The sequence below is a fragment of the Desulfoprunum benzoelyticum genome (assembly GCF_014201505.1).
Classification (GTDB): domain Bacteria; phylum Desulfobacterota; class Desulfobulbia; order Desulfobulbales; family Desulfocapsaceae; genus Desulfoprunum; species Desulfoprunum benzoelyticum.
The window spans coordinates 166,834-180,773 of sequence record NZ_JACHEO010000001.1 but is presented as its reverse complement, the minus strand read 5'-3'; the positions used below and the strand labels follow the sequence as shown (position 1 = coordinate 180,773).

The window sequence follows — 13,940 nt, the reverse complement described above, 5'->3', positions numbered from 1 at the left end:
ATGCAGAACCCGGCCAGTCCCCGAGCGAGACAATGTCGCGTAATCATAAACAGTATCGGTCATTTATCGGTCTTGCTCCACCACGTCATCAGGAGTTGAAGATAATTGTAATACAAGGGATGTTTCTCAGGTTGTGAAAATTTTTGATAATAACTGAGCCGATGGCCGGCCATGTACCAGTTCGGAACGAGATAGTAGCCGTACCACAGAACCCGGTCAAGAGCCTTGCAGGCGACGGTCAGCTCTTCCTGGGATTGAGCGTAGATGATCTTGTCCACCAGGAAATCGACGACTGGCGAGGAGATACCGGCATAGTTGCTCGATCCGGGGCGATTGGCGGATTCTGAATGCCAGAAATTGCGCTGCTCGTTTCCCGGCGATTGCGATTGCCCATAGACATGAACGATCATGTCGAAATCGAACTTCTGCATCCGCTGTTCATAAAGGGCGGGATCGATCGTCCGATATCGCACATCCATCCCGAGTTTCTGAAGATTTTTCACATACGGGGCCATGACCCGTTCGAATGTCGCCGACGACAGCAGGATCTCGAAACTGAACGCCTTGCCCTCGCCGTTGACCAGCTTGCCGTCACGGATGGTCCAGCCGGCCTCCGTCAGCAGGTCTTTGGCCCGGCGCAGGTTGTCGCGCAGCCCGGCCTTGCCCTGCACGACCGGCGCCTGCAGCGGGGTCGTGAACACCTCCGGCGGTACATCGTTGCGAAACGTGTCGAGCAGCGCCAGTTCGGCTGTGGACGGTAAACCCGTCGCGGCCAGATAGGAGTTGCTGAAGTACGAAGTGCTGCGGGTGTACTGGCCGAAAAACAGCGAGGCGTTGGTCCATTCAAAATCAAAGGCCAGCCCCATCGCCTGTCGGACCCTGTAGTCGGCAAAAAAAGGCCGGCGGGTATTCATCAGAAAACCCTGCATTCCGGCGTTGTTCGAGTGCGGATAGATCTTTTTGACTATCCCCTCGGGGCCGAATTTTTCCCCCTGCATGTCGCGCACCCACTGTTTGGCGATATTGACCATCATGAAATCGAATTCCCCGGCCTTGAAGGCCTCGAGCGCCACGACCGGGTCTTTGTAGTACTTGACGGTGATCTCGTCGAAGTTGAACATCCCTTTACGCATCGGGTGATCCTGGCCCCAGTACCGGGGATTGCGCTTGTAGGTGATCGATTTGCCCGGATTGACGGCGGCGATGGTATAGGGTCCGGTGGCTACCGGCGGTCGGAGCATATCCCCGCTCCCGGTCTCGTCACCGAAACCGTAGGTCGTGTAGTATGCCTTGGAAAGCACCGGGATCTGGGTGGCGATCATCAGCAGTTCCCGGTTTTTCTGGGCGAACCGGAACCTGATACGCTGCTTGTCAACGATATCGGCGCCGACGATGTCTTTGTAATAATACGAATAGAAGGGGTGGACCTTGTCGCTCTTCAGTGTTTCGAGCGAGAAGGCGATGTCGTCGACGGTGACCGGACTGCCGTCGGAAAATTCAGCCTTGTCGTTGAGAGTGAAGATCACCGAAAGATTGTCGGCGGCCTTCTCGATATCCTTGACGATCAGGCCGTACTGGGCAAACGGTTCATCGAGGCTGCCCTCGGCGAGCGGTTCGAAGACCAGACTGTCGATGGCGAGCGGCGCCGTTCCCTTGAGGATGAAAGGGTTCATCTGATCGAAACTGCCGATGCTGTGGAGGATGAGCCTGCCGCCTTTCGGCGCGTCCGGATCGACATAGTCGACATGGGTGAAGCCCGGCGGGTATTTGAGGGTCTCGGAGAGGGAGATGCCATGCGCCGCCTGACCGGTATGCGGCAGGAGGAGGAGAAGAAGCGCGGACAGGAGGATGCGGCGAAGCGCGGTCATGGTGGTGGCTCCTCAACGAAGGAAGATTGAAGGCGGCGAAGATCCATGGCGGCCGGAACAATTAAGGACTCGCAACCATGCTGTTTTTCGAGTAGAATATATAGTCTTTGGCGATGCCGGCAGCGCTGGCACACTGCCGGGGCAGCAGCCATTCTACCATGTTCGTCACGAGAAGCAAATCCAACCTATCCTGCATACATTTCTATCATTTTCATTCTGGAGCTGATCAATGGGAAAGACCATTGCTGAAAAAATTTTCGCGGCCCACCTTCGAGACACCCCCTCCGCCGAAAACATGGTGCTCGATCTCGATGTCGTGATGTGCCATGAGATCACCACCCCGATCGCCATCATGGACCTGATGGCCAAGGGCATGGACAAGGTCTTTGACCCTGACAGGATCAAGGCGGTCATCGATCACGTCACCCCGGCCAAGGACTCCAAGACCGCGACCCAGGGCAAGATCATGCGCGACTGGGCCAGGCGGCACGGCATCAAGGACTTTTTCGACGTCGGCGCCAACGGCGTCTGTCACGCCCTCTTTCCGGAAAAGGGTTTTGTCCGCCCCGGCTACACTGTCATCATGGGCGATTCCCATACCTGCACCCATGGCGCCTTCGGCGCCTTCGCCGCCGGGGTCGGCACCACTGATCTTCAGGTCGGCATATACAAGGGCGTCTGCTCCTTCCGCCTGCCGCAGACGCTGAAGATTGCCATCGACGGCAAACTCCAGCCCGGCGTCACCGCCAAGGACGTCATCCTCGCGATCATCAAGCGACTGACCGTCAACGGCGCCACCGACAAGGTCATCGAGTTTGTCGGTCCGGTGATCGACGCGATGGGCATGGCGGCACGCATGACGATCTGCAACATGGCGGTCGAGGCCGGCGCCACCTGCGGCATCTGCCTGCCCGACCGGGTGACGGCCGAATACCTGTGGCCCTTCATCAAAGACCAGTATGCCGATATCGATGCCGCGGTTGCCGATTTCACCAGATGGCATTCCGATGCTGATGCCGTCTATGCCGGGACGATACAGGTCGACGTCACCGATCTTCCCCCCCAGGTCACCTTCGGCTACAAGCCCGATCAGGTCAAGGATATCGGTGAGATGGCCGGAACCCCGATCGACCAGGTCTATATCGGTTCCTGCACCAACGGCCGGATCGAAGACCTGCGCGATGCCGCGGCGCTGCTCAAGGACCGCCGGCTGGCGGCGGGGGTCAGGGGCATCGTCACCCCGGCAACGCCGAAGATCTTCAATGAGGCGCTACAGGAGGGCATCATCAAGATTTTCATGGATGCCGGGTTCTGTGTCCTCAACCCCACCTGCGGGGCCTGTCTCGGCATGAGTTCAGGTGTTCTGGCCGAGGGCGAGGTCTGCGCCTCGACGACCAACCGCAACTTCAACGGGCGGATGGGCAAGGGTGGCATGGTCCACCTGATGAGCCCCTACTCCGCCGCCGCCGCCGCCGTCACTGGGGCGATCACCGATCCGCGGACATTCCTTTGATACTGCAAGAGAGGCGAAAACAATGAAAGAATTCGGCGGTCCAGCAATTTTTCTGGACAGAAACGATATCAATACCGACGAAATAATTCCGGCGAAATACCTTACCGAAATAACCAAATCGGCACTCAAGCCGCATCTCCTCGAAGACCTGCTGCTCGACGGCGTGTCCTTTGACAACCGATCGCCGGCGATGCAGAGCGCCAGGGTCGTGATCACCCGCGACAACTTCGGCTGCGGTTCATCGCGGGAACATGCGGTCTGGGCCTTCGAGGTCAACGATATCAACCTCATCATCGCCGGCAGCTTTGCCCGGATCTTCAGGCAGAACATGTTCAACTGCGGCATCCTCGCCATCGAATTGGGCAAGAACGATCTGGACCGGCTGTTCGCGATGGAAGGCAATATCGAGGTCAGGGTCGATCTGCGGCAGAACTCAATGACAGCCGTCTCCGACGCGGCGGACCAGTCCCCGGTGTCCTGCACCTTCACACTGAACAGCCTCGATCGCGACCTCGTCGCCGCCGGCGGCTGGCTCAATTTTGCCGATCAGCGATATTGACAGATTGACAGATCTGTCCGTACCAACAAAAAAGGCCTTTACCCAATCCCGGCGAGTGGATTAGGTAAAGGCCTTTCGTTTTTGCCGCTATCAGCCTACAGTCCGACCTTCTGGAGATCGCGGATGAGGTCTTCCTGTTCCTGGTTCAATTCCTTCGGCACCGCCACTCCCAGCTTGACATAGAGGTCGCCGCGATCGCCGATCGGTCCCACGGGAAGCCCGTGTCCCTTCAACCGCAGGCGCGACTCATTGACCGAACCCGGCGGGATCGTCACGACGAAGTTCTTGCCTTCGATCGTTTCGACCTCGACCTTGGTTCCAAGGCAAGCCTCGCTGAACGAGACCAGCTTCTCGATCACCAGATCGTCGCCCTCGCGGACGAAGCGCTCGTGCGGGGCGATCTCCACCTTCAGGAACAGGTCGCCCGAAGGTCCTCCGGTCGGCGAGGCCGCACCCTTGTCCTTGAGCCGCAGTTTCTTGCCGGCCTCGATTCCCTTCGGGATTTTGACGCTGACGTTCTGGGGGGTGCCGTTGGTCCGCAGGGTGATATTGCGCTCAGCCCCGTGCATGACATCCTCGAGGGTGACGGTGATCTGATAGGTCAGGTCCTGTCCTTTGACCTGCTGACCGCAACCGCCCGATCCACATCCTCCTCGCATGTCATTGCCGAAAAAAGAAAACGTCCCGTGCCCGCCGCCCATGTTGGAGTGTGACTGAAAATTCTGCGAGCCGCGACCGAAGTTGAACTGCCGCAGTATTTCATTGATGTCGAAATTGCGGAAAATATCCTCCTGCGAGTACCGCTGATGGAACTGGGTCGACCCGAAGGTGTCATACTGCCGTTTCTTCTCGGGGTCGGAGAGCACGGCGTAGGCCTCGCTGATCTGCTTGAACCGCTCTTCAGCGGACTTGTCGCCGTTGTTCCGGTCAGGATGGTACTTCAAGGCCAGCTTCCGATACACTTTCTTTATTTCGTCAGGACTAGCCGTTTTGGAGACACCGAGTGTTTCGTAATAATCCATTGCAATTCAACAATCAGACATGATGATTAAGGGGATCCTGCCCGCTGCAGGAGGGCGGCCCCCGAAGGCCGGTCTTATCCAATGACAATAGGAATGACCGGGCCTCCGGTCAAGAGGCCGCCTTCAAGCAACGTCCCCGTCCTCATTCATTTCAACCCATCTTTTTTCGACAGAGCCCTTGCCGCATCTCAGAACGGGACATCCTCACCGGTTCCCATCATGCCGGGAGGGGAATCAGGAAAAGGCGGTTCCTGGTAGCCGCCGCCATACGAATCCTGGTCGGTGCCGCCGCGCGGACTCAGCATTTTCATCTCCCTGGCGACGATCTCGGTCGTGTATTTGTCGTTGCCGTTCTGGTCGGTCCATTTTCTCGTCTGCAATCGCCCCTCGATATAGACCTTCGATCCTTTGTGGAGGTATTCGCCGCAGATCTCGGCCAGACGGGCCCAGGCAACGACTCGGTGCCACTCGGTCTGGTCCTGCGTCTGTCCATCTTTGCCCTTGAACCGCTCGGTCGTGGCGACGTTGAAGGTGGCGACAGCTGTCCCCGCCTGGGTGTAGCGGATCTCAGGATCCTTGCCGAGATTGCCGATGAGCATGACTTTATTCAACATGGTGTATTCTCCTTAACTGATGATGTTGTGACATATATTCCGAGGTGCAGTATACGATGGAATTCCGAAAGGACAAGTGATTATCGGTTTTCCGTCGGTCGGCGAAAAACAACGGCTATCACTGCGGCCGGTCGTGATTTTCAAAAACCGTCCGGTCGAGCATGGCGGCAATGCCGCCGAACTCCTCGGGATCGAAGCCCATGACCTCGCGCCATATTTCCCTGCTCTCCATGCAGAAATAGATACAGGTCCGAGGATCGGCATAGAGCCTGAGCTGATTATAAATATAGCGGTACAATCGGACTCTGTGCTTACGGTAATAGCGGCATTTGCCGTCGAGTCCATCGATGAACTCCTGAAAATACATTCTTGATTGGGGAAATCGGCCGATCCCGATCTCCTTCAGCTTCGGCAGAAACCGCAGGGCGCCGAGGGAAATCCAGGCGATCGATTGCGCCGGCACCCGGGAGAACAGGAGCCGGATCGTCTCGGCGTAGCCTTCCTCCCAGCCGGGATGATCGATGATCGGATCGAAATGGAAGGCCAGTTTGTATCCCCAGCCGGCGCAGCGGCAGGCGGCATCGATCCGCTCCTCCAGGGTCGCCGAGCGCAACTCCTCCCGCTGCATGACCCGGGGGCTGTTCAAAGACCAGGCAATGACCGTATGGCCGTGATGATGCAGCGCCGCCAGGTTGTCAACGACGGCGCTCTTGGTCTTCAATTCAAGGACGGCATTCGGTTTGCCGGCGAAATATCGGACCAGGGTCCCGCTCAGCCCGGTCAGGCGGTCGAGGGCAAGAGAATCGGTGAACTCGCCGGTGCCGATGCGATGCAGTCGCCCGGGATCGGCGTCGAGGACCTGGTCCAGTTCCGCCAGCAGGTCATCGGTATTGACATAATGGGTAATCCAAGGAGTGTTCAGATAGGCTTGGAGAATGCAGTAGACGCAGTCCATCGGGCAGTTCATGCCGGTACCGAGGACCTCGTATTTGCAGCAGAGGTATTCCTTCGTCCCCGGGCACGGTTTGAAAAACTGCCCGCGGTTGCGGCAGAGGTAGAGATGCTGCTTGCCCTGATGCAGGCTGAACGGATAATCGCCGGCTAGATCAACGCCGAGTTGACGCCCGGTGACAACCGACCATGGCAGCTGTGCCCGTTCGAGAATCTCCCGGGTCACCGGCAGATCGACACAGTCCGCCTCCACGTGGATATGCCGAATGTAACGGGATGGATCCTGCCAGGATCGGCTTGCAGTCATAGCGTCCATCCTTTATCGTCCGCTGCGGAAATCATGGCGGCAAGGGCGAGGTACCGCCGGCCTTCCTGTTCTTTACCGTGCTTGCGGCAGCCCTTGCCGTAGATTTCGCATTTTTGCCGCAACTGCTGCAGGGTCTGCCTCTGCTGTTCGCCGTTGAGGGCACCGGATTGCAGAAGCCGAAGCAGGGAGTGTATGCGCAGACGGTCCATCCCAACCCGGTGCTGATGGGAAAGCTGGTCTTCCCTCCCGCCTTCCTTGATGGTCAACTCCTCATCGACGAGAAGGAAGGGGTATCGACAGCTGACCCGCAGCCAGAAATCATAATCCTCACAGCAGCGCATTCCTTCATCGAGCAGACCAATCGCGGCGAAGATCCCGCGGCGGACCATGACCGTCGACATCCCGACTGCGCAGAGCTCGAGACAATGGGAAAAGATATCTCCGTGACGAGGAATATGCCTGTATTTCTGGTTGATACGATGCCCCCGCCGCAGCCACCTTTCCCTGGTGTGGCTGATCAGATATTCTGGAAAACGTTCCATCGTTCCCGCCTGACGTTCGAGTTTCTGCGGTTGCCAGTGATCATCGGAGTCGAGAAAGGCGATGGTCTCGCACCGGGCCTGCCGTATCCCGAAATTCCGCGCTGCGGCCGGGCCCCGGTTTGACGGGAGTCGGAACCAGCGGATGGCGGGGGTCGCACCCCGGTCGAAGCAGGACTCGACGAGCTCTCTGCTGCCATCGGTCGATGCGTCGTCGACCACAACAACCTCTTCACATCGTACCGATTGACGGCTGACCGAGCGCAGCGCTCGTAAAAGCAAGTCCCGACGATTGTAGGTCGGGACAATGACCGAGACGGGGAGAATACGGGATTGCATCGATTATCAGTTTTAATAATATATTATATCTTCAATATTTATGGCGATTCAGATATGAGATGCTGTATACTGAGAAGTTCAAAATTATAACCTTTCTTCTCAAGAAGTTTAAATAAAAGATGCTTTACCCAGCCAATGAGCATTGATATTCTCATAAATTCAAGGAGCTATGAAGTTCGTCTGGCCCTTGTCGAAAATGGTGTCCTGACCGAGTTCCACATGCAGCGACCGATGGAAAAAGGTCTCAAGGGCAATATCTACCGCGGCCGTGTCGTCCGCGTCCTGCCGGGAATGCAGGCGGCCTTCGTCGACATTGGCCTCGAACGCACTGGATTTCTCTACGTCGATGATGTGCACATCACCGAAAAGGATATCGAGAATCGGATGCTCGACCGGGACTCGTTCCCGGTCATTGACGAATTGTCGCCCGTGCCCGGTGAAATCAGCAGCAGAGTGCACGGCTCCAATATCGAGGATCTTCTCACCGAAGGCCAAGACGTACTGGTCCAGGTCAGCAAGGATCCGATCGGCACCAAGGGCGCCCGACTGACATGCCATATCACCCTGCCCTGCCGCAACCTGGTGTTCATCCCCCTGACCGATCACATCGGGGTGTCGCGGAAAATCGAAAATGAGGAAATCCGCACCATCCTCAAGGAACAGATCGAGGAGATCAGGCCGCAGGGCACTGGGTTCATCGTCAGAACGGTCGCCGAGCACGCCAAAGTGGAGGAACTCGAGGCCGACATGGAATTCCTGATGCTTCTCTGGGACGAGATCAGGGATCTCGCCAGGAGCTCGAAGTCCCCTGCCCTTGTCTACGAAGACCTCGACATCACCCTCCGCTCCGTCCGCGACCTGTTCACCAACGATGTCGACCGGCTGATCATCGACGACAAGGCCGCTCATGAAAAGCTGCTCCATTTCGTCCGCGCCTTCGCCCCCCAACTGCAGGACAGGATATCACTCTACCAGGGCGACAGCCCCCTGTTCGAGGCCCACGGCATCGAGGTCGAAATCAACCGGGCCATAGAGAAAAAGGTCTGGCTCCGTTCCGGCGGGTATATCATCATCGAGAGCACCGAGGCCCTCTCCGTCATCGACGTCAACACCGGTCGGTTTGTCGGCAAGAACGACCTCAACGAGACGATTTTCAAGACCAACATCGAGGCCGCCAAGGAAATCGCCTACCAACTGCGCTTGCGCAACATCGGCGGGATTATCATCATCGACTTCATCGACATGGAGGATGAGTTCCATCGCGAGGAACTGTTCACCACCTTCAAGGAGGCGGTCAAGAAGGACAAGAGCAGGATCAATATCCTCAAGCTCTCCGAGTTCGGCCTGGTCCAGATGACCAGGAAGAGAAACAGTGAAAACCTTCACCAGATGATGTGCGAGCCCTGTCATTATTGCGCCGGCGAAGGGATGTTGAAGTCGCGGCGGACGATCTGCTACGATATTTTTCGGAAGCTCAGCCGCAACGCGGCCAAGGCCTCCGGCAACACCGTGACCATCAGGGTCCATCCACGCATCGCCGATATGCTGCTGAAGGAAGAGGAATTGACCATCCTCCAGTTGGAGCAGGAAATCTCCAAGCGGTTGGTCATCACCCCGGCGAAGGACCTCCATATCGAAAAATACGAGATCATCTGGCAGCGCTGATCGTGTTTCGATTTCCCATTAGATCTGTTTCAAGGAAATTCCCAGATTATGAAAACCAGAAGACTGAAAAAGAAGACCAGCGGTTCCCACAACATCGTAAAATTTATTGTCGTTTTTTTCTCTGTCGTCCTGCTCGTTGCCGGCGCCGCCGCCTTCTTTCTCTTTTTTGAGGGAGAGAAGCCCGTCGCCTCGTTCAGCGACGAACCCAACTACATAGGAAAGCAGGCAAAAATAGGTTATACGGTCACCGATGGCAAAAGCGGTATCCGCAAGGTGACCCTCACCGCCGTTCAGGGCGAGACGACGAAACAACTGTCGCTGAAAGAAAATCCCCGAGTCGGCTATCTCGGCAGGATCGGTCCCGCCGAAGAAAAGGAGGAGGTCACCTTCGAACCCCAGAAACTCGGATTCAAGGAAGGAAAGATCGAGGTTACCCTCGAAGCGCGGGACTTCTCGTTCCGTGGGTTGCTGGCCGGCAACGGCACGAAGGTGACCAGGGACATCACCCTCGATCTCAAACCGCCGGCGGTCGAACTGCTCCACGGTGAGCGCTACATCTCTCCCGGCGGCACCGGTATCGCCATCTATAAAGTCTCCGAACCCGACTGTTCCCATGGCGTCACCATCAACGGTCAGGCCAATCCCGGCTATCCTGTCGGCCCCGAGCGCCCGAACACCTACATCGCCTACTTCGCCCTGCCCTATGACGCCGAGGGAATCACCGAAGCCAGGGTCAGCGCCACCGACAAGGCAGGCAACACCGCGGTCATGGGATTTTCCCCGGTTTTCCAGAAGGTCGTGCAGCGGTCTGACCGCATCAATATCAGCGATGGCTTCCTCAACGCCAAGATTCCCGAGTTCGAACAGCATTATCCGGAAATGCAGGGCACCCCGATCGAGAAATATCTCTACATCAACAATGCGATCCGGGACGCCAACAACAGGATCATCTCCGAGACCTGTATCAAATCGACGCCGGATCGTCTGTGGAAAGGGAGATTCCTGCGCATGCTGGGCAGCCCGAAGGCCGGTTTCGCCGACCACCGCACCTACTATTATCAGAACAGTGAGATCGACAAGCAGGTCCACCTCGGCGTCGATATCGCCTCGACCGAGCGCGTCGGCGTTCAGGCCGCCAACACCGGCAGGGTCGTCTACGCCGACTACCTCGGCATCTACGGCAACATGGTAATCCTCGACCATGGCCAGGGGGTATTCAGTCTCTATTCGCACCTGAGCCAGATCAACGTCGCCGTCGGCGACACCCTGGAGAAGGGCAAAATCCTCGGTCTGACCGGCACCTCAGGAATGGCCGGCGGCGATCACCTGCACTTCTCGATGCTGATCAACGGGGTCTTCTCCATGCCGAAGGAATGGTGGGACGAGCACTGGCTCGATGTCACCATCGAATCCCCGCTGTCGGGAACAAAAGGTTGATGCCGGCAATGTACCGTCGTGACCGCGGGAAACCGTGGCCATGACGGTACGTCTACCGCAAGTGACCGATCAATCATCGAAATCGTAATCAGGGTGCCCGCAGAGGAAGCAGCGCAGGACCATGTCGTCCCGATCGAGGATCCATTCCCAGCCATTCTCCTCGATGATCTCTTTTTTCTCTTCCGCACAGGTGATGCACACCCAGCGATCTCCATCCTTCGTCTCAAACAGGTGCATGTTGACTCCTTGTCCTCGATAATTAATGTTCCGACAGCAGGTTGGGGCCACAACCATCGGTCGCCCCTTCCCTGATCCCGGTCCTGAGCGTTATCTCCCGTCCCGCATCGATACCTTGGGAAAACAGTGTTGGATTGACCCGGGTTTTTCGGCCGCCCTGCTTCTGCAGACGCGGGTGCCTTCTGGCCACCAGGGCCTCCACCTCGCGATCGCCGACGACGAGATGCGATTGAACCTCGTCGAGATCCCTGCTGCCGGCCTTCCCCCCTTCTCCCCCCTTTTCTTCTTTTCGATTCCGGGTCAGGTTCTGTTCGAATCCTTGCAGGACGCCGCAATAATAGCTGTTTTTAAGCCCTCGCGCCATCCCGGAAAGGCCCTTGCGGTGGGCACTCCACAGCGCCGCCAGCCTGTTTTCAAGAAAATGGTAGCAGTACTCGGCAATTTCCACATTGTCGCGCCGACCTAAAATTTCAAACGACCTGTAGACCACGTCGACTTCAGGATCATAGATTCGGGAATGGATGAGCCGCACATTGAAATGGCGGGAGAGCAGCGATGCGATCAGCCGCTGGTAGAGATGGACCCGCTGCCGGGCCAGCGAGACAATCCTGTAGGTGACCTCGTTGAGGGGGCTTTCAATCTCGTCCCTCTCCAGGTCGTGCCGGTTCATGAGCCGCACCGCGGTCTCCAGGGCCAACCGGGCCTCATGTTCATTGGCCGATTGAGACAGCGCCAGGACCTTGCGGACCCGCTCGATCAGCTTTCTCCGGCGGTCATCGCCACTCGTGGCGGCCGCCATCGGGGCATGGAAACAGGCGGGATCAAGGCGGGCCCGGCTGAATCCCTCCGGCAGCCCGAGCATGACGCATGCCTGGCGAAACCGGTCGTCGTGCGGCGCCCCCTGACAGCCGAAGACCTCATCGCAGATCTGATGCGCCATCTCGTGTTTCAGGGCGTTGATGGTTACATCCCAGCCATGGTTGACGACGATATGACGGCTGATACCGATGGTCCTGGTATGCCGTTGCCAGCGTCCAAGGATTTCGGTTGATTCAATGATCTCGATGACCGGGTGAACCAGATGAAGGGAATACTGGAAACAGATCTGACCGAACTCGTCCTGCAACTGTCTGGCCCAGGCCTGAAGCAGAGCGGCTTCTACGCCTCTTGCATCCATAGTTGTTCCATCTCTGTTATGCCGGAGTACAAAAACTCGACCCCCGACAACTTACTGCTTGTTTGTGAAAGCACTTTTCAGTAATGTCCTCCAGATACTTCCCCGTCCGATCCAGTGGCAGCCTGTTTCCTGGCCACCGTGATCAAGCAAGCCTGATATTCCCTGGATATGAAATCACCTTCACTGCGCCTTCCGTTCCTTCTCTACAGTTATCTTGCGACCGAAATGCTGGCCCCGTTTTTTGCCAGCTTTCTGATCATGAACTGCGTGTTTTTCCTGGTCAAGCTCATCCCCTTCCTCAATTTTGTTCTTGACCTGAAGATTGGATTCACCGACTTCGTCCGTCTCTTTTCCTACCTCTTTCCCAACATGTTCCTCTACTCCATTCCGATGGCGGCGATGATGGGAATCACCATCGGATTTTCGCGGCTCGCCAACGATTCGGAGATCCTCGCCTTCAAGGCCGGCGGGATCAGCATATACCAGATCCTGCCGCCGGTCATCGTGGTCGCCTTCCTTATCGCCCTGCTGACCAGCTACTTCTCCATCGTTCTGATCCCGGTGAGCGAAGTTGCCATGAAACAACTTACCTATCAACTCCTCAAGGAAAAAATCGACAAGGGGATTCAGGAACACCAGTTTACCGAGGCCCTGGGCGACTTGGTGGTCTACGTCGGCAAAATCGACCAGGAGACCGGAGAATGGCAGGATGTCTGGGTATCCGATATGCGCGGCCAGGTCATTCCGACCATAACCATGGCCTCCTCCGGCAAGATGAATAGCGATGTCGAGCGGATGAAGGTCACCATCATCCTCCGCAACGGCAGCCTCCACCGGCCGGACACCCCCAATTCCCAGGTCGTCCAGTTTGACCGGTACCAGCTCAACATCCCCCTCCAGCCCCCCGCTGCGGCGGCCAACTCCTTCAGCCGGGGAACCCTGACGATGCCCGAACTGCTCGCCAAGGCCAGAGAGTTCGGGGGGAGTTCGACCGAGAAAGGGAGAGTGCTGATAATTGAATACCATAAACGTCTGGTCCTGCCCACCGGCTGTCTCATCCTCTGCCTGCTCGGCCTGCCGCTCGGGTTGCAGGCCGGTCCCGGTCGCCGGGCCATCGGCATCCCGATGGGGCTGGCAGTATTTATTCTCTATTATGTCCTCTTCACATTTGCCAAAATGGTGGCCAAGGATCAGACTCTGCCGATCGGACCGGCGATGTGGGGCCCAAACACCGTCATTCTACTGATGGCCCTCTTCTTTATCCGCCAGGTTTCGAATGAACAGCCGCTGATTCCGGAAAAAATCACCAGTTTCATCGTGATCAACCTGAAAAAGGTCTTCTCCCCTCTGTTCAATCGCCTGCAGTCGGCGATCATTGCCTTTATCGAGAGAATAAAACCGATCAGGACCGCGACGCCGACCGGCGCCGCCCCCTCGACGGCCCAGCCGCTTCCGCTTCATGGTGACGCCAGGAACCGGATCTTTCACCTGGCCGGCTGCAAGGACTATAACGACGACCATTGCACCCTTGAGTTCAGGGATATCGAGGTGGCGATCGCTGCCGGCTTCAAGCCATGCGAGTCGTGCCGCAAGCGTATTGAACTTGCCCGGAGTGCCAAGTCTGGGCAATAAACTGAAGTCAACCTTGCCCCGGAACCGATTTGCCTGTTTCAAGCGTTGACACACCCGTTGAGCAGCCTATATACATCATA

The 13,940-nt window shown here is 57.2% G+C and carries 12 protein-coding genes; 5 read left to right on the top strand and 7 right to left on the bottom strand.

Features of this window, described 5'->3' with window-relative positions; translation table 11 throughout:
* Nucleotides 1–59 precede the first annotated feature (59 nt).
* The gene (locus tag HNQ81_RS00770; protein WP_183347316.1) at nucleotides 60–1,868 is read right to left on the bottom strand and encodes an extracellular solute-binding protein; all 1,809 of its coding nucleotides are present in this window, start codon (nucleotides 1,866–1,868) and stop codon (nucleotides 60–62) included.
* A gap of 229 nt (nucleotides 1,869–2,097) precedes the next feature.
* Here HNQ81_RS00770 and HNQ81_RS00765 point away from each other — a divergent pair, with 229 nt between their 5' ends.
* Both HNQ81_RS00765 and HNQ81_RS00760 read left to right on the top strand, forming a co-directional pair.
* Nucleotides 2,098–3,381: a 3-isopropylmalate dehydratase large subunit gene (locus tag HNQ81_RS00765; protein WP_183347314.1), complete on the top strand. Its 1,284-nt coding sequence runs from the start codon at nucleotides 2,098–2,100 to the stop codon at nucleotides 3,379–3,381.
* A 22-nt stretch (nucleotides 3,382–3,403) separates the two neighbouring features.
* Nucleotides 3,404–3,940 carry a 3-isopropylmalate dehydratase small subunit gene (locus HNQ81_RS00760; protein WP_183347311.1) on the top strand — a complete coding sequence of 179 codons (537 nt, stop codon included), beginning with the start codon at nucleotides 3,404–3,406 and terminating at the stop codon, nucleotides 3,938–3,940.
* 95 nt (nucleotides 3,941–4,035) lie between these two features.
* Here HNQ81_RS00760 and HNQ81_RS00755 read toward each other — a convergent pair whose 3' ends face one another.
* The 4 genes from HNQ81_RS00755 to HNQ81_RS00740 form a co-directional block, all read right to left on the bottom strand.
* Complete coding sequence (locus HNQ81_RS00755; protein ID WP_183347310.1) at nucleotides 4,036–4,962, bottom strand: DnaJ C-terminal domain-containing protein; 927 nt, start codon at nucleotides 4,960–4,962, stop codon at nucleotides 4,036–4,038.
* A 188-nt stretch (nucleotides 4,963–5,150) separates the two neighbouring features.
* Complete coding sequence (locus HNQ81_RS00750) at nucleotides 5,151–5,576, bottom strand: single-stranded DNA-binding protein (protein ID WP_183347308.1); 426 nt, start codon at nucleotides 5,574–5,576, stop codon at nucleotides 5,151–5,153.
* A 118-nt stretch (nucleotides 5,577–5,694) separates the two neighbouring features.
* A complete protein-coding gene (locus HNQ81_RS00745) occupies nucleotides 5,695–6,834 on the bottom strand; it encodes an SPL family radical SAM protein (protein WP_183347305.1) in 1,140 nt (379 codons plus the stop codon).
* A complete protein-coding gene (locus tag HNQ81_RS00740; protein WP_183347303.1) occupies nucleotides 6,831–7,712 on the bottom strand; it encodes a glycosyltransferase family 2 protein in 882 nt (293 codons plus the stop codon). The genes HNQ81_RS00745 and HNQ81_RS00740 overlap by 4 nt, the downstream gene beginning before the upstream one ends.
* 135 nt (nucleotides 7,713–7,847) lie before the next feature.
* On the opposite strand from HNQ81_RS00740, the gene HNQ81_RS00735 reads away from it, so the two are divergent.
* Together HNQ81_RS00735 and HNQ81_RS00730 are read left to right on the top strand one after the other, a co-directional pair.
* Nucleotides 7,848–9,377, top strand: a complete 1,530-nt coding sequence (locus HNQ81_RS00735; RefSeq protein WP_183347301.1) for an Rne/Rng family ribonuclease — start codon at nucleotides 7,848–7,850, stop codon at nucleotides 9,375–9,377.
* A 48-nt stretch (nucleotides 9,378–9,425) separates the two neighbouring features.
* Nucleotides 9,426–10,814 (top strand): M23 family metallopeptidase, encoded by a 1,389-nt coding sequence (locus HNQ81_RS00730; protein ID WP_183347298.1) that lies wholly within the window; start codon nucleotides 9,426–9,428, stop codon nucleotides 10,812–10,814.
* Nucleotides 10,815–10,883: 69 nt separating this feature from the next.
* Here the strand turns inward: HNQ81_RS00730 and HNQ81_RS00725 are convergent, their stop codons facing one another.
* Both HNQ81_RS00725 and HNQ81_RS00720 read right to left on the bottom strand, forming a co-directional pair.
* Entirely contained in the window at nucleotides 10,884–11,051 is a 168-nt protein-coding gene (locus tag HNQ81_RS00725) for a hypothetical protein (protein ID WP_183347296.1), read from the bottom strand.
* Between the two features lie 22 nt (nucleotides 11,052–11,073).
* The gene (locus HNQ81_RS00720; protein ID WP_183347294.1) at nucleotides 11,074–12,228 is read right to left on the bottom strand and encodes a DUF2786 domain-containing protein; all 1,155 of its coding nucleotides are present in this window, start codon (nucleotides 12,226–12,228) and stop codon (nucleotides 11,074–11,076) included.
* A 168-nt stretch (nucleotides 12,229–12,396) separates the two neighbouring features.
* Between HNQ81_RS00720 and lptF the strand changes: the two genes are divergently transcribed.
* Nucleotides 12,397–13,860, top strand: coding sequence for an LPS export ABC transporter permease LptF (gene lptF / locus HNQ81_RS00715; RefSeq protein WP_183347292.1), 1,464 nt, complete (start codon nucleotides 12,397–12,399; stop codon nucleotides 13,858–13,860).
* Nucleotides 13,861–13,940: the final 80 nt, after the last annotated feature.

Excerpts from the sequence above, each read along its gene's own strand:
- HNQ81_RS00770 (WP_183347316.1), bottom strand. The coding sequence starts at position 1,868 with ATGACCGCGCTTCGCCGCATCCTCCTGTCCGCGCTTCTTCTCCTCCTC.
- HNQ81_RS00765 (WP_183347314.1), top strand. The coding sequence starts at position 2,098 with ATGGGAAAGACCATTGCTGAAAAAATTTTCGCGGCCCACCTTCGAGAC.
- HNQ81_RS00760 (WP_183347311.1), top strand. The coding sequence starts at position 3,404 with ATGAAAGAATTCGGCGGTCCAGCAATTTTTCTGGACAGAAACGATATC.
- HNQ81_RS00755 (WP_183347310.1), bottom strand. The coding sequence starts at position 4,962 with ATGGATTATTACGAAACACTCGGTGTCTCCAAAACGGCTAGTCCTGAC.
- HNQ81_RS00750 (WP_183347308.1), bottom strand. The coding sequence starts at position 5,576 with ATGTTGAATAAAGTCATGCTCATCGGCAATCTCGGCAAGGATCCTGAG.
- HNQ81_RS00745 (WP_183347305.1), bottom strand. The coding sequence starts at position 6,834 with ATGACTGCAAGCCGATCCTGGCAGGATCCATCCCGTTACATTCGGCAT.
- HNQ81_RS00740 (WP_183347303.1), bottom strand. The coding sequence starts at position 7,712 with ATGCAATCCCGTATTCTCCCCGTCTCGGTCATTGTCCCGACCTACAAT.
- HNQ81_RS00735 (WP_183347301.1), top strand. The coding sequence starts at position 7,848 with ATGAGCATTGATATTCTCATAAATTCAAGGAGCTATGAAGTTCGTCTG.
- HNQ81_RS00730 (WP_183347298.1), top strand. The coding sequence starts at position 9,426 with ATGAAAACCAGAAGACTGAAAAAGAAGACCAGCGGTTCCCACAACATC.
- HNQ81_RS00725 (WP_183347296.1), bottom strand. The coding sequence starts at position 11,051 with ATGCACCTGTTTGAGACGAAGGATGGAGATCGCTGGGTGTGCATCACC.
- HNQ81_RS00720 (WP_183347294.1), bottom strand. The coding sequence starts at position 12,228 with ATGGATGCAAGAGGCGTAGAAGCCGCTCTGCTTCAGGCCTGGGCCAGA.
- lptF (WP_183347292.1), top strand. The coding sequence starts at position 12,397 with ATGAAATCACCTTCACTGCGCCTTCCGTTCCTTCTCTACAGTTATCTT.